The 22,924-nt window shown below is 50.8% G+C and carries 23 protein-coding genes; 2 read left to right on the top strand and 21 right to left on the bottom strand.

Annotated elements, in window-relative coordinates:
- Nucleotides 1-18 precede the first annotated feature (18 nt).
- Nucleotides 19-3,948 carry a DUF3854 domain-containing protein gene (locus tag ON05_RS36995; protein ID WP_262562744.1) on the top strand — a complete coding sequence of 1,310 codons (3,930 nt, stop codon included), beginning with the start codon at nt 19-21 and terminating at the stop codon, nt 3,946-3,948.
- 1 nt (nt 3,949) lies between these two features.
- On the opposite strand, the gene ON05_RS36990 is transcribed toward ON05_RS36995, so the two are convergent.
- The 12 genes from ON05_RS36990 to ON05_RS36940 all read right to left on the bottom strand — a co-directional run bounded on the left by ON05_RS36990 (nt 3,950) and on the right by ON05_RS36940 (nt 12,166).
- Nucleotides 3,950-4,147, bottom strand: a complete 198-nt coding sequence (locus ON05_RS36990) for a hypothetical protein (RefSeq protein WP_010481136.1) — start codon at nt 4,145-4,147, stop codon at nt 3,950-3,952.
- A 39-nt stretch (nt 4,148-4,186) separates the two neighbouring features.
- Nucleotides 4,187-6,001 (bottom strand): hypothetical protein, encoded by a 1,815-nt coding sequence (locus ON05_RS36985; RefSeq protein ID WP_010481138.1) that lies wholly within the window; start codon nt 5,999-6,001, stop codon nt 4,187-4,189.
- An 87-nt stretch (nt 6,002-6,088) separates the two neighbouring features.
- Nucleotides 6,089-6,469: a hypothetical protein gene (locus ON05_RS36980; RefSeq protein ID WP_010481140.1), complete on the bottom strand. Its 381-nt coding sequence runs from the start codon at nt 6,467-6,469 to the stop codon at nt 6,089-6,091.
- Between the two features lie 5 nt (nt 6,470-6,474).
- The gene (locus ON05_RS36975; RefSeq protein WP_262562743.1) at nt 6,475-7,272 is read right to left on the bottom strand and encodes a type IV secretory system conjugative DNA transfer family protein; all 798 of its coding nucleotides are present in this window, start codon (nt 7,270-7,272) and stop codon (nt 6,475-6,477) included.
- Between the two features lie 99 nt (nt 7,273-7,371).
- Nucleotides 7,372-7,560, bottom strand: a complete 189-nt coding sequence (locus tag ON05_RS36970; protein ID WP_262562742.1) for a hypothetical protein — start codon at nt 7,558-7,560, stop codon at nt 7,372-7,374.
- A gap of 60 nt (nt 7,561-7,620) precedes the next feature.
- Nucleotides 7,621-8,004, bottom strand: coding sequence for a hypothetical protein (locus ON05_RS36965; RefSeq protein ID WP_262562741.1), 384 nt, complete (start codon nt 8,002-8,004; stop codon nt 7,621-7,623).
- 877 nt (nt 8,005-8,881) lie between these two features.
- Nucleotides 8,882-9,103, bottom strand: a complete 222-nt coding sequence (locus ON05_RS38940) for a peptidoglycan DD-metalloendopeptidase family protein (protein WP_396151127.1) — start codon at nt 9,101-9,103, stop codon at nt 8,882-8,884.
- Between the two features lie 185 nt (nt 9,104-9,288).
- Nucleotides 9,289-9,543, bottom strand: a complete 255-nt coding sequence (locus tag ON05_RS36960; RefSeq protein ID WP_262562740.1) for a hypothetical protein — start codon at nt 9,541-9,543, stop codon at nt 9,289-9,291.
- A 163-nt stretch (nt 9,544-9,706) separates the two neighbouring features.
- Entirely contained in the window at nt 9,707-11,098 is a 1,392-nt protein-coding gene (locus ON05_RS36955; protein ID WP_262562739.1) for a D-alanyl-D-alanine carboxypeptidase family protein, read from the bottom strand.
- Between the two features lie 193 nt (nt 11,099-11,291).
- Nucleotides 11,292-11,735 (bottom strand): hypothetical protein, encoded by a 444-nt coding sequence (locus ON05_RS36950; RefSeq protein ID WP_262562750.1) that lies wholly within the window; start codon nt 11,733-11,735, stop codon nt 11,292-11,294.
- A gap of 48 nt (nt 11,736-11,783) precedes the next feature.
- Nucleotides 11,784-11,960, bottom strand: coding sequence for a hypothetical protein (locus ON05_RS36945; protein ID WP_262562749.1), 177 nt, complete (start codon nt 11,958-11,960; stop codon nt 11,784-11,786).
- On the bottom strand, nt 11,936-12,166 hold the full coding sequence (locus ON05_RS36940; protein ID WP_262562748.1) for a hypothetical protein: 231 nt from the start codon (nt 12,164-12,166) through the stop codon (nt 11,936-11,938). The genes ON05_RS36945 and ON05_RS36940 overlap by 25 nt, the downstream gene beginning before the upstream one ends.
- Nucleotides 12,167-12,395: 229 nt before the next feature.
- Between ON05_RS36940 and ON05_RS36935 the strand changes: the two genes are divergently transcribed.
- Nucleotides 12,396-13,490 carry a phospholipase D-like domain-containing protein gene (locus ON05_RS36935; RefSeq protein ID WP_010479924.1) on the top strand — a complete coding sequence of 365 codons (1,095 nt, stop codon included), beginning with the start codon at nt 12,396-12,398 and terminating at the stop codon, nt 13,488-13,490.
- A gap of 1 nt (nt 13,491) precedes the next feature.
- Here the strand turns inward: ON05_RS36935 and ON05_RS36930 are convergent, their stop codons facing one another.
- The 9 genes from ON05_RS36930 to ON05_RS36890 all read right to left on the bottom strand — a co-directional run bounded on the left by ON05_RS36930 (nt 13,492) and on the right by ON05_RS36890 (nt 22,908).
- Nucleotides 13,492-13,899: a hypothetical protein gene (locus ON05_RS36930; RefSeq protein ID WP_085945249.1), complete on the bottom strand. Its 408-nt coding sequence runs from the start codon at nt 13,897-13,899 to the stop codon at nt 13,492-13,494.
- A gap of 56 nt (nt 13,900-13,955) precedes the next feature.
- Complete coding sequence (locus ON05_RS36925; protein ID WP_010479920.1) at nt 13,956-14,504, bottom strand: pentapeptide repeat-containing protein; 549 nt, start codon at nt 14,502-14,504, stop codon at nt 13,956-13,958.
- On the bottom strand, nt 14,491-15,246 hold the full coding sequence (locus ON05_RS36920; protein WP_010479918.1) for a pentapeptide repeat-containing protein: 756 nt from the start codon (nt 15,244-15,246) through the stop codon (nt 14,491-14,493). Before ON05_RS36920 ends, ON05_RS36925 begins: the two co-directional genes overlap by 14 nt.
- Before the next feature lie 172 nt (nt 15,247-15,418).
- On the bottom strand, nt 15,419-16,900 hold the full coding sequence (locus ON05_RS36915) for a hypothetical protein (RefSeq protein ID WP_010479913.1): 1,482 nt from the start codon (nt 16,898-16,900) through the stop codon (nt 15,419-15,421).
- A gap of 2 nt (nt 16,901-16,902) precedes the next feature.
- The gene (locus ON05_RS36910) at nt 16,903-17,625 is read right to left on the bottom strand and encodes a hypothetical protein (protein WP_010479911.1); all 723 of its coding nucleotides are present in this window, start codon (nt 17,623-17,625) and stop codon (nt 16,903-16,905) included.
- A gap of 29 nt (nt 17,626-17,654) precedes the next feature.
- On the bottom strand, nt 17,655-19,034 hold the full coding sequence (locus ON05_RS36905; protein ID WP_236619139.1) for a hypothetical protein: 1,380 nt from the start codon (nt 19,032-19,034) through the stop codon (nt 17,655-17,657).
- On the bottom strand, nt 18,931-20,007 hold the full coding sequence (locus tag ON05_RS36900) for a hypothetical protein (RefSeq protein WP_010479908.1): 1,077 nt from the start codon (nt 20,005-20,007) through the stop codon (nt 18,931-18,933). The genes ON05_RS36905 and ON05_RS36900 overlap by 104 nt, the downstream gene beginning before the upstream one ends.
- Complete coding sequence (locus tag ON05_RS36895; protein WP_262562746.1) at nt 19,997-22,513, bottom strand: hypothetical protein; 2,517 nt, start codon at nt 22,511-22,513, stop codon at nt 19,997-19,999. The genes ON05_RS36900 and ON05_RS36895 overlap by 11 nt, the downstream gene beginning before the upstream one ends.
- Nucleotides 22,510-22,908, bottom strand: a complete 399-nt coding sequence (locus ON05_RS36890; protein WP_262562745.1) for a hypothetical protein — start codon at nt 22,906-22,908, stop codon at nt 22,510-22,512. The genes ON05_RS36895 and ON05_RS36890 overlap by 4 nt, the downstream gene beginning before the upstream one ends.
- Nucleotides 22,909-22,924: the final 16 nt, after the last annotated feature.

Below are 22,924 nucleotides of genomic sequence, written 5' to 3'. Positions count from 1 at the left end.
GGTAATCCCTTCAAATTTATGCAGCGCAATGGGGCCACCACGCACCGGATTGAGGAGATTGTCAGACAAAAAGTTGATGTCCAAAAGCAAGCCGTTGAACTCATCGCCAGTGGTCAAGGGGTTAAGGCGTTAGAGCTGCTTTATGCCAATGACTATGTGATTGATCTAGGAAGCAAGCCTGCCATTGCCAAGGCAGCAGCAGACCAGTTCATGCAGTTGCCCCTCAAAGAACAAGACGACACCCTCATTGTCGCGGGGACCAATAAGCAGCGACTCGCGACTGAAAAAGAAATCCGCAAAAGAGAAAAAGCCGTGGGGCGGCTTGGAGAGTGCAGCAAGATTGTCCAGCTCAAATCTCGAAACTTGAGTATTGAACAAAAGCGTCGGGTGGATTGGTATCACAAAGGGGATTACGTTCGCCTACTGCAAACATCCCATTCTTCATCCATCAAGCGGGGACACCTTTATAAGGTCGAAAGCCGAGAGGGAGATGAGCTGGTGGTCTCTTCCTTCGGCGGACGGCTCTACCGATTCAAACCCGCGAAATACAAGCTAAAGGAGGTCTATAGTGCCCATGAATTTGATGTGGCGGTTGGTGACAAGCTCCGATGGACGACAACGATCAAAGACAAAGGCTGGATCAATGGTCAGCAGCTCACGGTCACCGCCCTCGATGGTCTGAACATGACGGTCAGGGACCACGAGGGACATTTCCATGATGTACCCCTGACTCAACCCTTGGCTTTGGAGTATGACCGGGTGTGGACGTCCTATCACTCTCAAGGGTCCACTAAGAAACGGTCCATCATCCTGGCGACTAATGACCCTACCTCTAGCCAGGAACCTTTTTGTGTCGATATTTCCCGCCAAGAACATGAAATAACCATCTATACCGAAGACCTGGAAAAACTTAGGGAACGGGTCGCCCAATCCAATACTCAAAAAAGTGCTTTAGATCAAGTTGAGAAAACTTATGGACGAACAACAACAGCAGATCATCAACGCCGTCCGGGACCAACTCGCCCCCCTCACGGACGCGATCACCATCTTGACCAATCAAGTCGAGGAGGTTCAGGCCCAGAACCAACACATTCTCGAAGAGGACAGGGAACTCAAGTCCCAGGTCAGGGAGCGGATCAACACCATACCCCTGGAAGTCAAAGCCGTTCTCAACCAATTCATCCAGGAATTCAAGGAGGCGATGGAGAACAAGAAGCCCTCAGATATGAGCGAGAGTATCAAGCAGCTCGCCAAGGCAATGGACACTCTGGGGTCGAAGATCGAGGATTCCAGTACGCTACAGGCGACGATGAGCGACAAGGTATTGGAAGCCGCAGAGGAAATCATGCAGATCAAGAACCAGCTCCCCCGACACGCCCCACCCAAGGCGGTCGCTCAAAACAATGGGAGCCAGTCACCTCAGACCTAGCTAATTGGGTGATGCAATGGTCTGAGGAGCAAGAGCTATCAGCAAGCGGGTTGGATAATCACTTGCTAGCCCTTGCCAAGGATATAAAGTCACTCAGCAAAAGTCTAGAATCTGATTCCTTTAGCGGCCTGGGCGAATTAGCTGATGCTGTTTCGAGGGAGCGAGAACAGCAAGCCATCACCCAGAACCTTACTCATATTGCCCAAGCCATTGACCGCATTGACCAGACCATTGACCAATCCTTAAGCCAGCAGAGGATCAGGGCCATTGCCGATGCCGTAGCAGAATGGCGGACGGGCCAGGAGTTGGCAGAGGCTGTCACTGAGATAGTCGATTTCTTAGCTCAGGGCACTGACAATTTGGACCGGGCCATTATTCGTTTGCAAGCGGGGATTGAGGCTACCCAATCTCTGGATATCCAATTCCCCGCAATGGTTGAGTTGGTCGATGCCGTTCAGGATTGGCAAACTGAGGTAGAGCTATCCTCAATGGTGGCTGAGGTTCAGGACTGGGTTGAGTCAATCACTGTACCTCAATTCCCAGGCATGGGTGACCTGGCCCAGCAGGTGCATGACCTCAACTCAGTACAAGCGCTGGCTGAGAGCGGTTTGATTGAGCAGTTAGCTGACCTGACGGCTCAAATCAATATCTTGTCTGAACCTCAGCAAGTTCAGTTTGAGGGGCTGGATAGTTTAGCTGAGATGGTAAGCGAACTCCAGCAAGGTCAATCCCTCGCTCAGGTACAACCTCAACTCCAGGTAATCACTCAGCAGATTGAAGCCTTTAACGCCAAGCAACCCACTTATTCTTTTGCCAGAATTAAGGAGCTGGCCGATACCGTCAATGAATGGAGGGCACATGAGTCCATTGCTCAGCATATTGGCGCACTCAATGATCTGACTGTCCGTGCTCAACGGAATCTGAAGACTTTCCCGGCCATGCAGCAACTAGCCCAGTCCGTGAAGTCGATGCGCTCAGTTGACGCTCTGATGAATGGGCCAGTCGCAGACCAGCTCAAGGAAGTCACTCAGCGATTGACGGACAAGGGGATGAGAGTTACACCCAAACCTAAGAAGAGAACTAGGCCCAAGGACAAGCCGAAGAAACTCAAGGATCAGGTGTTCTGGCAACCGGACTATACGGAGGTGGAACGACCCGGACATATCGATGAACACCATTGGAAGGAATGGGTGGATAGCTGCGTCCATCCTGATGTGATCGCCGCTCGGTTGCAATCGATTGAAAAGGAACAGGTGATCGAGCGATTACTAGGGGCCAAAATTGAGGACCTGGCAACTCGTAGAAAAGATGGGTCTTTCAAGAAGGTTCGGACTCAATACAATACCAAGCCAATCCGCGCCTTGATTAATGACAGAAACCACCCTGAAGTGTTGAGTTATCAAGAGATGGCTGAAGGTGGCGGCTGGTGGTGTGATGCAGGGGTCGATCCGTTGTCCTTTGAGGGACTTGGACCCAATGAGGAGCCTGCCCTTAGTCTGTACGGCACCTTTAAGCCCAACCCCAAAACCGCTCGGTTAGATATCGACAAAACTCAGAAAGCACGGAGAAAAGACCCAAATGCCCAACCCAGATATCGCAAGTATGAAAACCCAATGGGGCCAAAACGCGAACTGTTCGAGCGAGATATGGCATTCCAACCCGTCCCCGATCCCATCGCTAGGCGGATCTTTGCCAAGTATGGAGTCACCCAAACCCAGGAGGAGAAAGCCAAGGGGTTCTGGTACACGGTCTATAAGCATCCTGAGATTCCCATCTATCGGACTGAAGGGGATAAGAAAGATGCTGCTCTGGTTTCACAAGGCCGGGTAGTCATTGGCGGGCAAGGTGTGAATATCGGCTATCGAGCTAAAGACCAGCATGACAATAGACTAGAAAGACGGGTACTGCATCCTCAGCTAGAGGTATTTGCTGTTCTTGGCAGAGAATTCAGGTATGCCCATGATTGGGATTCAGAGCAGTCCACGGTCTGGAATGTTCGGCGTGAGATGGTTAGGGAAGCTGAATTAATTGAAGAAAGAGGCTGCAAGCTATATCGGATACCTTGGGATTCTGAACAGGGTAAAGGCGTTGATGACCTGATCGCTAATCATGGACCTATCGCTTTTGAGCGGGCGGACAAAAATGCCTATCCGATGGAGCGGGAAATCAAGATGCATTATCGGGGGCTGTACACCCAGATCAAGAGGCAATTGAAGCAGGAGAATCCGCAGGGCACTAACGATATTGCCATTTACCTAGTAGCGATGAAGGATGGGGATGCGATGGACGGCTACCGGGTCATCATGCAGTCAAATGCGATGCGTGAACTCAAAGGCGACAAGAAACGGCAGCAGCAGTATATGAAGACAGTCGGAGACTTGATCGGACCATACCGTGAAGTACTTAGTGCTAAGGGAAATACTCAAGGATTTACAAAGATGCTCAATAGAGCAAAACAGCCCCAACAGGTCATCAGGGCTGATCGTGGACGCTCTAGAGATTTAGGGCGAGGACGTTGAATTATGACTCCATCGGGCCTTTAACTACTCGACCTTGGATGACGCCATTATTGAAGTCCGTTCCTTGCTGAGGGATGGGACCATTAGCTGACATGGGAATGGTCGTTCTTCGACCTGTACGTTGATCTTGGAGGGTAACTGGAATATCAGGCTCGGGCTGGACTGGATAGCCTAAGTCGTTATATCCGGGAATAGCCATAGTTTTTTCTCCATAAAATGGGTTGTTGAAAAATACGGTTTATCTAGACATTGTTACTTCACGGTCTTCTGACTTGGGTATTGTTGGTCGATTTGTTTGTGTCCTATGTACCATCTTATTGATGGTGTTGGTTGTATCAAGCCCCATCTTCTTCATGTCAGCAACCAACTTCTTTTGTTCAGGTGTTAGGTTTTCAATTTGCTCTTTAGTTGCTTGAGGAGTCTTAGCCTCCAACTCTTGGGATTTCTGAGCTATTCCAAATTTATCGGGCTGAACGATACCATCCTTGAGTCGAAAAGCTACCCTTGTTCCTACTTTAATTGTTATTTCAGTCCCAGGATGAGCTTTAGGATTATCTAGAACATCTCTAATGATTTGGGCTTGTTCAGTCGTAATGCTCGTCTTATCTTCTAGATAGGCTCCATCACGACCTAAACCTACAACTTGCCTACCATTCAGCCTGATTGACAAATTTTGTAAGTCAACAAACCTACCCATCTTCTCAAGAATGTCTTCATTAATCATCCGCCGAGCTTCAAGGCTATCTTCCTGCAATCCAGGATCTTCTTGCGCGATATCAGCAGGCTTGGGTCGCTCTACTCCATCCCATTCTGGGGCCTGGGCAATCAGCTCACTGAGCTTTTTAGGGTCATCAATGCCATTTTCCTGAGCCCTAACCGCTACTCGTTCATCATACTCCCAAGCTAGATCGGGGTCTTGATTGATGCGCTCTTGTACCTCATCCCACGTCAGGTCCGGCTCTTCCAGACTTTCTGAGAGTAGCTGAATGTATTGCTCTTTGAGCTTAGGATCAAGTGGCTCAGCCACGATACCATTCGATTCAGCTAATGTCTGAGCATCAGGGTGGGTGACTTCAGGAGATGGATTCTCAATGTTGTACTGCTTCCACACAGAATTTGTCGTCTCGGACAAATAGACAGAAACATCCTGAAGATTCGCTTGGGACATCTGGGTTACATTAGGACCCTGCGAGATTATCGCTGTCGCCTCATCCAGCGTTTTCCCTTCCTTAAGGGCTTGGTAAACAACCTGCTTGTCATAGTCAGTCCCTAAACTGGGTTGGTCTGTGATATCCGTCTGAAGACTCTCAAAGGTTAGTTCGGGTTCGTCCCGTTGTTCAGAAAGCATCCTCATATAATCGCTGCGTCGATCCAGATCGCCCTGACTAGGGTTGAGGTTGAGTGATTCTGCCATTGCGGTTGTACTCCTTTGGATATTGTCAATTGCACTCCGAACGTTCTGCTGTACCTGCTCTGGAAGCTTGCTCAAGGTCGCATCAAACCAGGCTTGAGCACGATTAATGAAGTGGTTCGTCATCTTCCACATATGCACCACGGGGCGGGCGACCACTGTAGGAATGCCTTGCTTGGCATAGCTAATTGCCAGCTTGCCCGTGTCAATCATGCCTTTGCCAATCATCGTGGGGGCCGCAAACCCACTCAATGGACGTGTCCAAGCATCCGTCTTCGCCAGCATGTCTGCGGTCCTGACTTTTGCCCAGGCGTCAAAGGCAGCTTGCCGACCCCAACCCTGTGGGACTTGGCTGGCTAACTCAGAAAAATGATTGGCGATCCGATCTGCTGCAATCCCATGCATACCTGACTGCATCAAATGGGTCGCCTGACCCACTGCACCCGCAACCACAGGCCCGACAATCGGAGCATGGGTCGCAGCAACGGCAGCAGCAGGGGGGAGGGCTGCAACTTGAATGAGCTTTTTAGCCACTCGCATAGAGGGAGCAGCTTGGAAGAAGAGTTGTTCTTCCTCCCGAAGCTCCCGGTATTTTTCACCAATAAACGTTTTATATTGATACTCCACTTGTTTGGCCTCCAAATAAGAGTCCTAATATTTAGCTGATGCAGCTCCACCTGACACACAACTAGAGCTGTTGCTGGGAATATACTTATTTTTTTTGCAGCGCTATCGACTGAGCCCCGGACCAAAACCACGGTCTTGACCTCGACGCTGATTCCGTTGTTGGGCTTGCTCGATGGCGACACCATGTTTTTCGTAGGCCACCTTCCGTTGTGCCCCTCTAAAGAGCTTCTCCGCCATCCGCTTTGGATCTGTGACTAGCTTGGCGAAGTCTGAGGTAAGGAGTTGGTGTTTAATCACATCAGCGGGGGTCTTTTTCTTGATGCCCTCTCTAGCAAACTTCATCGCATCTTCAGCGGTCTTGATCTGGATATTGACCCGTGGCCGTCGCAGGATGACGGAACTGATGATTGCATTTTGGATGGCACTAGCGGCTTTCTCTCCCGTGTGCATGATCTCTTTTTGATGCTGTTGTTCTTCACTCATGATTTTTATCTCTCTGGTTGGATATCTTGTTGTTCTTTTTCTTCGATTTGGTCGGCTTCAATCTCATTCGGCATGGGCAAAAGAGAATCAGCAATGACCAGGCGGTTCTTCTGAAGCTCTTCAATCGTGAAGGTCACGACATTGCCCCCTTCGTCTTCGACCCGCATATTCTGCTCTAGCTTGCGATTGAGGACGGGCAAAATCCGCTGCTTGTACATCTGCTTGCACTCTTTGAGCCGTCGAATATCGGTTCGGTTGCGCCACCACCGCCAGTACTGATGGATGACGGGACGATTCTTCATCCCAGCAGACAGTAGGACGAACTGACCTTTTCCCAACCGCTTGAGTTTATGCCTGGATATCAAGGGCTTGCGTCTGGGGGCTTCTGATATGGTCCGGTTGGTTCCCTGCCGTCCATGACTGCGAGACCGAGTGTTTCGCTTGAGTTCGTAATCTCCAATGTCTTCCTCTAGCTGCTTGCGGGTCTCAAAATCCTCGGTTCTGAAGATGAACTGAGCGGCGGTGTTATCAAAGATGGATTTGACCACTTCGGACTTCTGCTTGATGTTCGGCTGACTATTACTCTGGAATGCCGTCACTGCATAGAACCCATAGGAACGATTCAATGAGACAATCTGCTCAAAGTCTGGCAGGACGATCCGGGCGTACTCATCCAAGATGATGCCCAAGGGCCGATCCCGGTCAGAATGCTCATTCAGGTTCCGACGAATCAGCATGTTGAGAGCCGTTGCCACCAGGGGCGAGGTCTGCTGCATGGCGAGACCATCCAGTTCAAAGAACACAATCTGTCTGCCTTTGAGGTCCAAGGAATCGTGCTGCCTTCATGAAAGGGTAGCTCAAACAGGGGTAGAACTTCCGACTGAGCAAGGGCATCAGCACGTTCATCGCACTGGCCGTAATCCCCGCTTCCGTGTCACGGGTGCCCGCTGTGGATAACAGACCGGACAGCTCTCGCTTTGCCCAAGGGCCAAACCCCGATTCATCAAGAAGCCCGCTTGGACCGCTGCAACCAGTCGTTTGCCCAGGTTGGGGAGGGCCAGGTATTCCCACACCATTGGTAGGTCCGGCATATTGGAGTCTGGATGCTTCGACATCATCATCAAGCGGTCAGGGTGAAGACGGCAAAGCTATCAAGAAAGCATTCTGCCATCTGAAGCCACAATCACGTTATCGAAAAAGGTGGTGACGGTAGCCCCAGCCGTCAGGTCATCGTTGTGGTCTTCTAAGAATCCCAGGAAGTCCAAGGAGTCTGAATACTTCTTCCCTGGTGCAAAGATATAGGGCTTATAGGGATGGGCTGCTTGAGGGCATAGGGGATGAACTTTTCTTTGAGGGTGCCTTTCACATCGAACACAAACAAGGTATGGCCTGCTTGATGGCATCACAGAGGATTGGCTCGATGACGGTTCCGTCTTTCCTTCCCCCGCTGCTCCCAAGACTTGATAAGGGGTGGTTGTCGGGCAAGACGATGGGGTTGTCACTGCCCAAGCAAAGGCCGACTTTATCCCGTTCACCTTCTCGTCGTTGTTTGAGTCCTTTGCGTTTGGCTTTGCGACGTTCCCCCAGGTCGCCCAGCGGGCATCATCAGGATCTCGACCCGTGCGACTATCGCCGCAGATGATATTGAGGATGAACAGGAGAACCAGGATGCTGCCACAACCAACGAGGGTGTTGGTGAGTATGGCGGGGATTTCAGCGTCTGAATGCTGGTGGGTTGTTCTGTGTGAGTTTGCATGGTCAGCAAATAGTGAGTTTGCTGAGAATATACTGATTTTTCGAGGAGGTCTTTAGGCTGGAGTGGAAGGGGGTTTCAAGGAAGCCTTTCTAGGAATGGAGGCAATCTTTGATTAAGTTGGGAGTTGATATTACAGCCGCAGGTCTCCGCAATTATGGGCTGGCTGGAGCAACCCAAGTGTCTACAGACCAGAGGAATTGCCTGGGTTGACTTGGTGAATATCGTCGCATCACATATTAGGCTTGCTAATCACTGTTGTGCAATTCTGGATATCTCTGGCGATAATATTCGTTATCAGATTTATTGCATATTCAGTGAATGGCTTCTCAACTTTCACACCTTCACCTTACCTCTAAACAAGCCCGTAAAGTTGGTGCAAATCCATCTCCCCGACAAACGCATGATGTTTGCAAGGCAAACTGGCAATCAACCAAGTTCGGTAGTCACTGTATTGCAATCGGATCAGGTAAAAGCCATCAATTTCTTTTCTAGAACCATCTCTTGCAAATCATCAATGAGATAACTATGCATATTGGATGGTGCAACACAAGATTGAAGTTTTTGGGTATCTCTGTTGCAATCGCAGATTGTATCGGCATAGAAATGCTAAAGCAAACAATGGAAGTAGTGATTTTTTAAGCATAGTCTTGCATCACTTAATTTAGGTAAGGTGTTGGATCAAAGTATTGCCATTGGAACCTTAATCCCAAAGTGCAAGTGTGGACCAGTGGAAGAGCCACTGTTACCACCTTTCCCGATGACTTGCCCTTTGTAACTGGCGCACCAATAGTTAATGGCGACCCGGCCAAATGTCCATAAACAGACTCCGTACCATTAGCATGTCTAATTCTAACGAAGTTGCCTAAATATCCCCGCATGTGTTCAGATAATAGCCTCCCGTTGGGTGACATTCATTAAACACATCACTAACAATCCACCATCAACAGCAAAGATATCCCCGCCAACTGGAACAGCATAATCAATGCCCCGGTGGACAGAGTAAATGCCATCGATATACCGTCCCCCCAGCCTGATGTTACTCGGTAACCAGGAGCAGGATGAGCTAATTGTCCTGTGGTGATACCATCTCCTGGAGTGATAGCTCCAAAATCAATACCAGAACTCGCAATCGCACTGGGCTTGCAGGGATGGATTGACCGGAGGCGGACGCATAGATACTATTCGGATCAACCGCTGTACTCTCAACGCCCAACACGCCTAACGTTGCCGCTGCGATAGCTGGATCCTGTGACTCCTGAAAATAGAAGTTAGCCCCAACATCTCCCCGGTAAGGATCACCCGGTTGGCGAATGTGCAACCAATCCTGACCTCTAAAGTCAGTCGCACCTTGGAGAAAAGCCTGGGATGCTGCAATGGCATTCGGATCGTTGAGTGCTTGTTCGATGGTTTCGTAAGTTGAGATCGCACTTTGGATACTACCTGCTTTTTAGCAATACGGCTGATGGCTTCTTCCTTGGAAGTTACCGGGCTTGACCAAAGTTAGGTTCATATTGCTTCGGCTGGAATACCACATCAGTGATTGTATTTGGATGCTTTGGAGAAACAACCCGGTTCATGATTGCCACAGCGACATCAACCTGCTTTTGCGTGCCAGTGCTTTCCAATGCTGATGTCAAAATTAAGTTGTAGACATCCGTTTCGCTTCCCCAAGCAGACTGCCCAACCGTTTGAGCCTTTGTCCCTTGAGTTCCGGTGCTTTGACCACTCGCTGAGGCGAACGTAGACTTAGCGGCATCAGATCCCACAAACCGCCAGTGCCAAGGCTCATAGCTCACCCCTTGGCTATTCCCTTTAGGAAACGACAGCTCAAACCCATACTTGCCCGCATTCTGCTGCATCCAAGCATATTCAGGAGTGTTAGCCCAAGATTCATTCAGATAGGGGTTGGCATTATTCCCTACATCCACGGCCAGACCCGTATGGTGTTCACTATGGCCTGCGGGTGCTGATATCTTCGCCGCTGCTTCTATTGAGCCGCCTTGCTTAGCGACCTGATCCGAGAACAACTCTGCTTGCAGCTTTCTACTCCGAAAGCCACTGACCGCCTTGATATCCAGACCTTGAGCCGCAGCAGCTTCCCTCATCTGCTCAAAGGCAGCGGCGGCATCCTGGGTGAGGCCAACAGTGGCCCCATCCACTGCCGTCACATTGTAGAGTTGCTCCGTGGTTTCTTCGTAAGGGAGATGCCCGTACTTCGTATTAGCTGGACTGGAATCACTCTGACCCGCTGAGGCAATAATCTGATCGGGGTCACAGTACACTCCAGCAGCCAGGGTTTGATTTCTTAAACGTGCAATCTCAGTGGGCAGGTTACGACGACTGGCAACGAGGAACAGCCCATCTTCCTTGACCACAAAGGGTGTGGGAATCACCAGAAAATGAGGCGTACATTGCTGGCCGAGAATAGGTACGCTGACACAGAACTGAAAGGCTAAATTCAACCGAGCCGTACTCTTCTTATCGGGATACTCCGTGATTTGCTTGAGAACAAACTTGGTATGGCTATTGACTCCAAATGGATGAATCCCCGCAGGTTCCCAGCCTCCATTCACCCACTTCAGCAGTCCTTTGCCCCCTTTAACCCCTTGACCGTTCTTGCCCCCTGAATCTCCCTGGACCCATTGCTTGCCCTCGATGTCGCTATCCAACCCAGCGGTTTCAGCGACGGAATCGATAAACTTCCGCATCTCGAAGTGGGGACAGTTATCCGCTCGTTGCTTCTCGCTCTCTCCCACCGTGCATTTGATGGGTTTGAACTTCTGGTTTTCTGACCCACCCGATAGGGCATGATTCACAGAGGGTTCTTCCGGGCCATCTACCCCGCTATAGGCAATGTCAAACCGGGCAAACACATCCCCCGCAAAAAAGCTAAAGGCTAGGTCAAACGGCAGCTCATTGATGGGGATATCCTCTAGACCCGGTATGGAGTTAATGGTTTTATCCTTGGCTCCAGGGATATGCTCAATCGCCAGATCTGCAACTTGGGTAATGCCTGGTCAACGGGTTGATTGAGAACACCCGGAATCGCAGCAATCGGCACATTCTTCAGTTGGGGAACTCCTTGAGCAGTTCCTTCACAGCGACTTCTGTCCCTTTCTGCTGGGCTAAGGCAATCGCTTTCCGACGCGCATCTCGCCAATCTCCCGCAACCGCATCACCCACGATCGGGACAATCTGCTTGACGGGGAGTTTCTTCAGGGTGGGGCCAATCTTTTCGCCAATGCCCGCCAGCTTAATCTGGTCGGCTTTATCAATCACCCCTTCCCAGTTCCCCCGTGCCAGGTCTTGTAGGGGGATGCCCTCCAGGGCTGGAATCTTGCTGAGCTTATCGAGGGCCACACGCTCACCCGCTGTCAGGGCGGCATTCTGTAACTGCTGGGGAGCTGAACCAGGATTGAGGAGAACACCAAAGGCAGCTTGGACAGCAGGGGCCGCATCCTTGAGCTTGATTTTCTCGCCATTGTTGATTTTGGTGTAGAGGTCATCCACTTGTTGGATAGTCAGCCATTAAGCAGGGCCACATCCCCCACAGGCACATCACCAATGTTGGTGCCGCTGGATGCCGTCAGTTGCCTGACAGAGAGCTTCGTAAAGCCAGCCGTGACGGGGTTCTGCTGTAAATCCCCAAACTTGAGGATTGGTCAGGGTGGCCCCTTGCGGCCATGCTCTATCCAGCAGATAAGGGGTTTTTACACCAGCAGGCAGAGCAGGCACATCCACATACCCCGCTTGCTCTGCACCAGGGAGCTGGCTAAAGGTGGATGAGGGGCATCTGGGTCATAGTAGAGTCCGGGTAAGCTCACCTCAGTATTTGGATCTAGAGGCGCTGCCGCTGCGGTTGTGGTTTGGGCGATGGCTGGGGCTATCTGGGTCAAGGTGGGGAGAGCGGCCAGCAACGCTGAGAAGAGTCTTCGTTTCATCGAAATGCTTGGTAGCGTCGATGAGGATATACGGTTTTTTAATTTGGCACTCTACGAGGTGCGCGGGGTATAGGTTAGAAGGGAGGCATGGGTGTCAGGAGCTTTGGCAACCAAGAGAAAACCCCGGCTCCAAGAAACCGGGGTGAGCTGTAGTTAATCGTTAAGTTGAGCAAACCTTCTAGAGAGAAATCAATGAAGTGGGAGCATACAGTTAGCGTTTGGTTCTCGTATGCGATCTATTCTGACCTTGCGTATTTTTGAGTTTTTACTAATTGGTGCGTCCTTAGTTTTTTTGGTAGAGGCATCAAATAGAAAAGTACCTCTGTACCTTATGGCTGGAGCATTAGGGCTTAATTTTGTTGAACGCACCCAGATTTCTCGAAGACTTGAAGAGAGAGCAATTAACGAATCTGAGAGACTAAGGACAAAGATAGAAGGCTTAACCCAAACAGTTCCGACTTTGGCTGGAAAAACTGAAGTTGAAGAAAAAATAGAGCACCTCCAAACACAAATAAAGGCTTTACCTCCTCCCCCAGAGCCTGTGGATCTATCAGCAGTAGAAAGTGAACTCGCTTCATTAAACACCCGTTTCTCTCCGCTAGTGGAACTAGACCCAGCACAGATTCAAAATGATTTTTCATCTTTAAGAGAAGAACAGGAACAACTCAATCAACGACTGGAAGAATTGCCTGCAACCGAAGAGCTATTAGTCGGTCTGGAGCAAACCACGGACTCGTTGACTATTTGGGCTGAACAAATTGTCGAGCATATTCAAACCATTAGACCCTATCGTTCCAGACTAATTAAGGGCCGCAAAGAAAGTCGGGAGGAGTTAATTAAAGCCCTGAGACAAACTGAGCACCATCTCATTCTTGTTAATCCTTGGCTTACAACTGAAGCCATTGATGAGGAAGTAATGGATAAACTTGAAGAAGCCCTCAAGAAACCAAACGTTCAGATTGATATTGGGTGGGGGTTTTGGAAAGATGTTGGAAAAGGTGATCCATACCCCATAACACGTAAATATTTTCGCAAGTTAGCTAAGCCCAAAGATCCAGAAGAAGAAGACTGGAAATATGCGGCTCTCGATCTCTTGGAAGATCTAGAAAGAGAACATTCAGAGAGATTTCGCCTAAAACTTATGGGAACGCACGAAAAGCTTATGGTATGGGACGATCGGTTTGCTGTAGTCGGTAGTCATAACTTTTTCACCTCTAACACTAAACAAAAAAAAGTACGAGAAATTGGGATAAAAACCGATGATCCAAATATCATCAAGAAGTTAGTTGAGGAATTTGAAAATGCAACCAACTGGGAAATATAAATCAATTCGACTCGAAAGAATTTAGCCGTTCAAGAGTAATCTTCCAGGGTTCACCGCTATCTAGCATCTCCTTGGTAATCCCTTGAAAGTCTTCAATAAGATCTTCAATAGTTCCGCAATATGACTTGCAAGGCTCATGTGAGCCAGGGCACTCGATTGAAATCATAAAAAAATCGAGTTCAGGCCATACTTGATCCTCCAACCACCAAGTTGGCTCCCAAGCTGATTCCTCATCGGGTACATCCACTAACCGATAGTACCAACAGGGTTTTTCTGGACCTGGGCATTCTTGAATGCCGATCACACGACCTATACCCTTCGGTGTATGCAAGCGCTGATGCAGACGGTAAAGCGGTTTAGTCGATATAGGAATGGACGTGTTCAGTATTGCGGGGATATGGCAAAGCATGATTCAACCTCAATTTAAGATAATTTAGAGCTAAAAATTACACCTTGAAGTACACACTAAAGTTCAACAAATTCAGGATCACTCCTAACCAACCGTACATCAATCATTTTTGCGTCTTGCATATTGGCCCCTGTCAGATCCGCGCCAACTAGATCCGCTCTATCAAAATAAGCACCTTGTAGTTGGGCGTTAATGAATTTTGCTCCTCTCAGGTTCGTGCCCTGGAACTCTGCTCCCGTTAAGTCAGCTCTGGAGAAATCCACATCCCTGCAATCTGAATCATCAAAACTGGCCCTTTCTAGGAATGCATCAGCGAAACAGCCCCCTCGAAAACTGCCACTACAGAACCATGCCTGTTTTAGTCGTCCTTTTGCGAGAGAGATTCCAAAGAGTGTCTGATCATAAAAATCACTGTTGTCAGGAAAGACTGATCCATCAAAATTCCTGACGCCACGCTGATATGCCGCGATCAGCTTACTAGCTGCATCTTCCCCTTCAATCACCAAGGATTCTGCTCTGTAATGCCATTGCATATTGGCAGGAAATTGCCTCAAGGTCTCAAGTAAGTGACGGATCGTTGTCTTCTTTTGGCTAAATACACTCATACTCTGGCTCACTCCTCACCATCCGCACATCTAATAATTTCGCGTCTTGCACATTGGCCCCTGTCAGATCCGCATCAACGAGATCAGCGCTGTCAAAGCAAGCATCTTTGAGTTGGGCATTGGTGAAGTTTGCTCCTTTTAAATCAGTGTTCTGAAACTCAGCACCCGTTAAATCAGCCCCTGAGAAATCCACACCCCTACAATCAGAGTCATCAAAAGTGACATTTTGCAGGGTTGCACCAGCAAAACTTGCACCTCGATAAATCCCCTCACAAAACCACGCATAAAAGGCTTTTATCCCTTCTAGATTCGCCCCTTCTAGGTTGGCTTCACCCAGGTGCGCCCCATTCAAACAAGCGTTTTTCAAGCAGGCATCCTTGAGATTGGCACCTCTCAAATCAGCTTCAATGAAGATAACCCTAGTCAAATCACTGCCTGAAAGATTGCTCTGACTCAGGTCTGCCCAAATGAATTCTGAGTGGTTCAAATCGCAGTTGCTAAAATCTGCATCCATCAATTTGGCTTCACACAAATCCACTGTAAGATTTGAGTTCGTGAAGATAATCCCTTGAAGCTCAGCTTGGTAGAGACTTTCCCAATAAATCTCAGAACCAGAGAAGTTCCGTACACCTCTGGCATAGGCGGACAAGACTTCTTCAACCGCATTGCTGCCACTCACGGGATAAGCTGATTCCTCTCCCGCCTTCAGCAATAAAGGACTATGACATTGATTTAATTTCATAGCTTGACTCCATTCAACAATGAACGACCCCGTCCTCAGCGGAACGGGGTTTTCGTCCCGCTCACTTCAGCAGCAAAATCCAGGCGATAATCCCCAGAATCCAGCCGATGGGGCCTGCAAGGAATAGGAAGGGCGTGAGGACGATCAGAACGATAATGAGACAACCTTTCATCTACATGCCCTCCAAGAAATAAATCTCGACATCCTTCCCTTCAAAGGAATAGAGGTTGCCCCTTCTCTGACTAAAGCGATTACGGTCGGGCAGCAGGCTATTGACGACATTGCCCGCTCGACTACCAATCCCCTGGTCGCGTAGCTGGTCAATGCCCACATTAAGGCCCGCTCTCAGGAGACGACCCCCGAAGTCTGACCCACCCGTATTCTTGGCCTTGGCTTGCAGATAGGGCGTATCCTTGTACTGCACCATCGCAACAGGCTGGGTTCGGGTATTCCCCTCTGGGGCATTCAGATTGACATGATCAATGGGCCGACCATTAATCTCCACGATCTGGACTTGAGCAAAATCTCCTTGCACTAACATCACCTCACCAATGGCCGTAGAGCCTTTTTTCGCCACACTTCCCAAGTCGCCTTTCAGTCGGAGCAAAACCCGTTGCCCCGCTGGTGCTTGCTGACCCGCCACCCAAGTCAGGGGATTGGCAAAGGCCGCTTTCACCTTCGTACCAGCAGGAATAGAGCCACGGACGAAGCTCGTTTGAGTCGGTGTCACGCCTTCTGTCTGTGGTCTCGTGATAACATCTGGCCCACTGGCAGCAGACATGTCCTGCATCAAGTCACCCGTCATCGCATTAGAGGCCACTAGCACCCCGGATTCAGCCCCAGTCAGCTTGGGCTGGATGGGGGTCTCCGGTCTAATCGGTGTGGTGGAGACACGGACGGGCTGATAGGGCAACCGCTTGATTTGGATGGGGCGAGACTTCGGCTTGGCTAGGGGTGGCTCAAACTTCTTGGACAGAGACACTCGATTGACGGGTTGAAGTTTCGGGGATGCCGCTGCCACAGGCTGAGGTCGCACAGGAGTGGGTGCTGGCTTGTACACCACCCGGTCTCGATAGACAATCCTGGGCTTGGATGGCACAGACCGAGGGCGAGTTGGGGGCACGGAACGACGCACGGGAATACTTCTGGCAGTCGTTGCTGCGGGTGGGGGTGTTCTTCTCGTGGGCCGATTCACTTGACTGATGGTCCGAGAATTAACGGCAGGCTTGGGCAGCTTCTTATCCTTGCCTGTGCGTAAGTCAATGCGCTTGCCTTGCTGCAACTGCTGAATGGCAAGGTTCTGCTCATTAATCACCTGCAACAGCTCCTGCCGTTCGCTCTCTTCCAAGGGTGCAGTGGCGACAGTCTGTTCATTCTCTTTCACTTGGGGTTGAGACATCGTAGAGCAGCCCCGCACCAGGGAGAGGAACCCCAACACAAAGGTGCCGAAGAATAGGAACTGGAAGGGGATGGAGCGGCGTGTCTTCTTCTTGGGGTTAAACTCATTCGTCAGCTCAGGCAGGGCCACTCCATCTAGAGTTAGCTCTGCTGATGCATCCGTTGGTTCAGCCTTGGGGGGTGGGGTCTTCCCCGTCACTTGATGGATCACCTCCAGGGAGGCTTGTTCAGATTGGACTTTTGTTGTGTCTTTCATAGTTATTTCGCCTCCACGAGTACGATTTTCAGTCCTTCTTTTCGCCATCGGTGGATCAAGGCATTGAGGGATTCACTTCCCGTGCCCAATCCCAAGATGTCGTTCTCTTTCGCGTTGCTATGGGGGACGGCTTGGACCGTCAGGGTGACGCTCATTGCTTCCACTTGGGACGTACCATCACTCTTGACATGTGCCCGATCTGCTACAACCGTCACTCGCCATAGCCCTGCCTCCACTTCCTGGACCGTGGGGTCTCTCGTTAGTTCAATCACGGCTTCTTGTTTGCCCGTCAGATAGGCATCCAAGGGAAGCTGCTGGGCATAACGGGTCTTGACTTGCTGCAGCCACCCTTCGCGCATTCCCAAGTCCATTGCAAAGGATGCAGCCCAGAGCTTAGCAGGATAGGCATCTACCCCCACCTTCTTCTCTGGGTCTTGACTGTTCCAGGTATAGGCCGTTTTGAACCACTGCCGCGCATAGGCTTTAAGCTGCCCTTCAGAACGATAAAGCGGGTCTTTGCGCTGAGCATGAATGGTCTCATTCGGGGTTTGCACGAATAGGTTGGAGCGCTCCTCTCTGAGGGAGGCAAGGTTCGCACCAATGCCCAATACCGCGAGGAACAGAAACACATAGGAGGTGGCAAACCCGATAAACAGCCAGGGAATTTTTCGCTTTTTCTGTTGCTGAGCGCTTTCTAGGGCGGGGTGAACTTTAATCATGTCCATGATGTCTTTCCTGTAGTGCTAGTGAGGATCTACCGATTTCGGTAGTCGCGCTGTTGCAGGGAATTGATGGTACTGCCTATGCCGGAAGACACCAGGGAAACGCCCACGGCCAACGTCGAAATCATCGCCCCACCCCAGGCATGAACCGCTGCGATTACCCCGCCCGTCACACCCGCTGAGGCAATCAAGGGGGCATAGACGCCTAGCCACTTCGCCCAATATTCCGCACCATCATTGGGGGGATTATGGGAGAGAAATGCTGCACCCAGTCCCACTAGCAGCACATAGGCTAAGCGGATTAAGGCAATCACGAGGAAGGCACTGAAGTAGGTGATCGGGATTCCCGTGCGGCCAGGGAGGGGGAGGGCCGCATACAAAATAAAGACGGGCGCGAGATACGCCGCTAGGAACAGCATGAACTCTTGCCCGGAGACAAACCAGTACTGCATCAGTAGGTCATCCCCCACGTCCAGTTCTTCTGAAATTGCAGCTTCAAACGAGTTGAGATGGGGGCTACCGAGTTCCCCGATAAATAACTGACCCGCGATGATCAGCCGACCTAACAAACCTTGTTCGGCGCGTTTAGTGACCTCCTCCGCTGTTTTACAGGTGGGACAGGCATTCTTAATCTCCTGCCGTTGGGTTCGCACATCAGCCAATAAAGCCTCCATGCAACTAATCGAATCGTTCGTGCGGGACTCTAAGGGTGTGACGGTGTCCTCTGAACTCGCTTGGGATTTCTTGGGTGCCTTCAGGGTCGGCGCGGGCAACTGGCGGCAATGCTTCGAGCGTGCTGAAAAGTTTTGTTGGAACTCCAAGCTGTACAGCTGATCCTCGGTCGCCTCCTTAAACTGGATATCCACCAGTTGCCCCCGCAACACCAAGTCCGTTCCCTTCACCATCATCTGTCTCGTGGTATAGGCAACGGCCTTCGCGCCAAGGCCATAGGTGAACAGGAAGATCGACAAGATCACAATGGGGATAACGGAGCGGTTAAAGCCACGGGTAAAATCCCCTTTGAAATAATCAAATCCTGCCCTAGCGAGGAACAACAGCAGCAACACCAGCAGGAAAGGCATCAAGAACTGATAGAGGGCCTGATTACTGAAACTGTTGCCTTCTCCCGTGAGCATGGAATCCCAGACTTTTTCCCACCACTCGGAAGTCACGAGCATGTTCTTCTGGGATCTTGACAACAGTTTGACCCCTTTAGAATCAACGCTATAAACCGTGGCATGGGCACTCAACATCCCCACGGCACAAAAGCAGGGGGTCAGCAGCAGGGTCAATGCGGTGATGAGATGATTAATCTGGCGACGAGGACGCCGGGAAAAGGCCCGGAATAAGGATATTACTCGTGATATTGGCTTCTCGGTTGACTTTCTCAAATGCAGCGCGTTGACGTTCATCTTCCTGCTGTCCTAAATCAGCTCGAATCTGCTCTAGAAATACACTCTGGGAGGCTAACTGGTGGTTCTGGATATCCCGCTGCTGGTAGGCCAGGGCAGAGCTAACCACCAAGGCAGTTGTTGCCTTATTCTGCTCCCCTTGAGACTGCTGAATATTCCCCAAAATGACGCCGTTTAAGGAGGTCTGCTGAGACTGGATAGCGTCTGAGCGGGCCAGGGACTTCAATACCGCTTGGGAGCTTTTCAGCTTTTGGGCATGGGTGGATTCTTCCCCTACGGCTTTAGCGAGGTCACCATTATGAGCAACGGCTTCAATCGTGCCCCCCGTGAGTTGGACGAGATTGGTCGAGGCTTCAATGGTGTTGGTCAATGACTCCTCTAGCTGGCCTGACTGCTGCTCTCGAAGCGTACGGGCATCCTCGCCAAAGACCAACTGCTGCATCAGGGACGGGACATACATCCTTCGGGCCACATCATTCTTGGCCTGAATATAGACTTGGGCAGGGGTTTGAGGGTCATCAAATATCTTGGCAGATGGGCCATTCCCCCCAGCATCAGCACTGGGAACTTCGTTACCGCCAATCTTGTTGTAGCCATCAAGAAGGACGAGCAGATCATGCTTGAGGACACCATCTGGGTCTTTGATAACCTTGCTGACGGACTGATAGAGGTCTTTGCCTAAACGGTAGGCTTTCAACGCCTTTTGACCATACTCAAAAACTTTGAGAAACTTCCGTTGGGTTTCATTGATCGTGTTCGGGTTATCATCCCCCAACACTCCGTAAATAATCCCTCCTAATCCCTTGGGAATCTGGGCTGTGGGCACTTCATTCACGGTTGGAGCGGTATAGATGTCATCCACACTGATAATGTCTGGGGTATAGCCAGGGGAGTCCTGGGCAAAGGCGGGAGCTAGGGTCACGGTGGTTTGGGCTGACAGGATCAGCATCAGGATCAATCGGTTACGCAGCATGGGGATCTACTCCTATATGAGTGGGTTCAAGTCCTTTAGCATTGGCCTCTGAGAGCTGATTCCCGAAGGCGACCAGGCCCGCTACGGGGTCGGTATGTTGGGCCATGACCCGGTTCCTCGCCTCCGTCTCCAGCTTGGAATTTGCGCCTACGGCCAGCGTCACGTTATCCGGGGCATATTTGACGAGCAGCTCTCGGTCATGGCGCTTCCAGATAAAGTAGGACTCCTGCAACTGCTTGTTGGAGTTGTAGGCGTTCTTCTTAAACCGCTTCAGGTTCTCGGGTCGAAAGCCAAAATGGTTAATCAGGATCTTGTAGCTATCGTCATTAATCTTGGAGACAAACTTGTTCTGGAGGTTGGTAATCACTTTGGAGGCCGCAGGGGAAGCGATGAGCGGCTCTAGACCCGTAAAGCCTAAGACCACGTTACAGCCCCATTTACGACCGCCATTGCAGATGGACCCAAACATCCGGGCAAACACGGGATGCTCAAACAGTTCACTTCCTTCATCCATCATTAGCAGGGTCTTTTTCTTGGACATGGCCTTACGCAACAGCAGGTCAAATCCAGACAAGCCATAGATGAGGGAATCTCGACTTGAATCCACGTTCGTCAAGGCCAGCACCAGCACATCCACGTTGGTGTCAAAGGCAGACAGGCCATTGATGCAGCGCCCCAAGGACCGAGACATCACTCCTTTGAGCAGCAGGTACAATGCATCAAACTGCTGTCTGAGGTGGACTTGAACTTCATCCCGTTCGGCATAGGCTTGCAGCCAGTCCCGCGCAAAGGCCACGAATTCCTCATAAATCGGCATCTTGGCCGCATCCTCAGACCCAAACGGAGCGAGAGAGGCAATCGCGTAGCGCTCCTCGTTCGCTTGGTAGAAGTCCGCGAAGCACATGCTCAAGGCATTCGACATCAGATCCACCTCTAGACCCGCATGATGCTCCCGGTCTAGCCCCGTGATGGCTTGCAGGATCCGCAGCTTATTCTCAACGATGTAGCTCAAGGCGGACTCACGGGTGGGTTGCTGGGAGTAGTATCCTGGCTCTCCAGGGGCGGGCAGTTCATCAATCCAGGAGATATCAGGCACCCCGATGATGTTGATGGTGGTCTTATCCACGCTTTGATAGGTAGCTGAAACCCCTAATCGATTCCAAGTGGCGACCTGGGGTTCATAGGTACTCTGACCATCTGGTGGGGGAAAGTCAAAGATGACCCCAGACTGCTGGGCGTTGACATAGGCTTGGATGGACTTGAGCATAAACAGGCTCTTGCCCGCCCCCGTCTCTCCCGCAATCAGGGTGTGGTTGGGATTCGTCCAGACGATATCCAAGAAGTAGGGGGTGGACAGCTCCTGACCAATCAGCATCACTCCCAGATCATCCATCTTGGGGGGCTGAATCTGAGGGATGGTGGTGGTGGCCTTCAAGGATGAGGTCCGATATAGGTAATGCCTAGGGCCAGAATAGGCACTCGTGGGAAAGGTCAGCAGGGGAGCTGATGAGAGGGCCATTTGGGCGAAGTAGACGTAGTTGAATCGGTGCTGGATAATCTCGCAGGAGGTGGAGGAAAACAGTCGAGAGACCGTTCTCAGGTCTTTCTTCAGTTCCTCTTCACTACTGCGATAGAGGAATAAACAGAGGGCCACATTCATCACTTGGTTGCCCTGGTTGAGCCATTCCAGGTTCTGATCTGCGGCCCGCTTCCGCTCTCGGGCCACGACATCCACGTCTTTCTTCATCGCCGCTCGGTCTTCTCGTCTCACGGAGTTACGATAGGTCTGCTCTAGCAGGTATCGACTCCAGTAGGGGGTATCCGGGAGCAGTTCAGTGACTAAGCGAAAATCCGTGACGGGGGATTTTCCCGTACACAGCTTGCGGTAGAAGAATTCTAGGAATCCTTTCTCCACAGAACCATCAACCTTGGGCATCGTCCGTAGGTCCGCAAATCGAATCGCCCCCACCCACTGATTCTTAATCGGTAGATAGGCACAGTCATCTTTGAACAGGGGAACGGCGGGCAGTCCTTCCCTCGGCTCAAACAGGGCATAGAGGGCATGGTTGGCGGGGTCGTTGACGATGAGTTCACCCAAGCCGTAATGATCTAGGATCTGACATTGGGGCACTTCTAGGCCATCGTTATGGGTTTCCCCATAGTCCCAATCACACATCTCTTGAGCCGTTAAGGGGCGGGCGGTGAGGCCAAACCCATTGGGGGAGGTGATGGTTTCAAAGGTCTCTTTGTACATGCGGCCATAGGCATATTTGATGGCCCGCTCCCAGGTTGCTTTGCTGTTGCGCTTCTCCTCCTTGAGAAACTGAGGGACAAATTGATCTAAATAGTCCAGGAGGACATCAGCGGGAGATTCGGGGGGAGCCTCCGCCTCATGCAGCTCTAGGCGACATTTGATCTGATAGATAATCCGAGATTGAGTGAGCTTCCCCGATGCTTTCAAGGCCAGTAGCCGCTCTGCTTCAGCGCTGAGCTGGGCGATGGTCAAGGGTCCTTGGCCTGCTGGATTTGCTGGGCCACTTGGGCTAAGGGTTCTTCGCAACTCGAACGCACATCCCAGATGGCCTTGAATTCCGTTCCCAGGCTGCATAGCCCCGTGTTAACGCCGTCTAGTTGGGCGTTGGCCTCATCCCCTGGCCCAGTGGAATCTAACCCTTCAATGGCAACGTCAAATACACCCTTCATATCATTCTCCCCCCACTGAAACAGTCGATAACCGATTTCTTGACCCGCAATATTGACTTGACCATAGGTCTTGAGGGGGAAGTTCTCTTGCACAGAAGCAAGGTTCCCCATCCGCTCAGGGGTCGGGGTTTGCGGCATCCCCACAGAGTCATAGAACAGACTACAGTCTTGGTTGGCATAGCGCTTGGGCTGGGTCATCCGCTCTAGTTGCTTG

The organism is Acaryochloris sp. CCMEE 5410, assembly GCF_000238775.2.
In the GTDB taxonomy this organism is placed as follows: domain Bacteria; phylum Cyanobacteriota; class Cyanobacteriia; order Thermosynechococcales; family Thermosynechococcaceae; genus Acaryochloris.
This window is presented reverse-complemented; position numbering and strand designations above follow the sequence as displayed.

Coding starts and splice junctions, on each gene's coding strand:
- ON05_RS36995 (WP_262562744.1), top strand. CDS start 19: ATGCAGCGCAATGGGGCCACCACGCACCGGATTGAGGAGATTGTCAGA.
- ON05_RS36990 (WP_010481136.1), bottom strand. CDS start 4,147: ATGGCTATTCCCGGATATAACGACTTAGGCTATCCAGTCCAGCCCGAG.
- ON05_RS36980 (WP_010481140.1), bottom strand. CDS start 6,469: ATGAGTGAAGAACAACAGCATCAAAAAGAGATCATGCACACGGGAGAG.
- ON05_RS36970 (WP_262562742.1), bottom strand. CDS start 7,560: ATGCCGGACCTACCAATGGTGTGGGAATACCTGGCCCTCCCCAACCTG.
- ON05_RS38940 (WP_396151127.1), bottom strand. CDS start 9,103: ATGCGGGGATATTTAGGCAACTTCGTTAGAATTAGACATGCTAATGGT.
- ON05_RS36940 (WP_262562748.1), bottom strand. CDS start 12,166: ATGAAACGAAGACTCTTCTCAGCGTTGCTGGCCGCTCTCCCCACCTTG.
- ON05_RS36935 (WP_010479924.1), top strand. CDS start 12,396: ATGCGATCTATTCTGACCTTGCGTATTTTTGAGTTTTTACTAATTGGT.
- ON05_RS36930 (WP_085945249.1), bottom strand. CDS start 13,899: ATGCTTTGCCATATCCCCGCAATACTGAACACGTCCATTCCTATATCG.
- ON05_RS36925 (WP_010479920.1), bottom strand. CDS start 14,504: ATGAGTGTATTTAGCCAAAAGAAGACAACGATCCGTCACTTACTTGAG.
- ON05_RS36920 (WP_010479918.1), bottom strand. CDS start 15,246: ATGAAATTAAATCAATGTCATAGTCCTTTATTGCTGAAGGCGGGAGAG.
- ON05_RS36915 (WP_010479913.1), bottom strand. CDS start 16,900: ATGAAAGACACAACAAAAGTCCAATCTGAACAAGCCTCCCTGGAGGTG.
- ON05_RS36910 (WP_010479911.1), bottom strand. CDS start 17,625: ATGGACATGATTAAAGTTCACCCCGCCCTAGAAAGCGCTCAGCAACAG.
- ON05_RS36905 (WP_236619139.1), bottom strand. CDS start 19,034: ATGAACGTCAACGCGCTGCATTTGAGAAAGTCAACCGAGAAGCCAATA.
- ON05_RS36900 (WP_010479908.1), bottom strand. CDS start 20,007: ATGCTGCGTAACCGATTGATCCTGATGCTGATCCTGTCAGCCCAAACC.
- ON05_RS36890 (WP_262562745.1), bottom strand. CDS start 22,908: ATGACCCAGCCCAAGCGCTATGCCAACCAAGACTGTAGTCTGTTCTAT.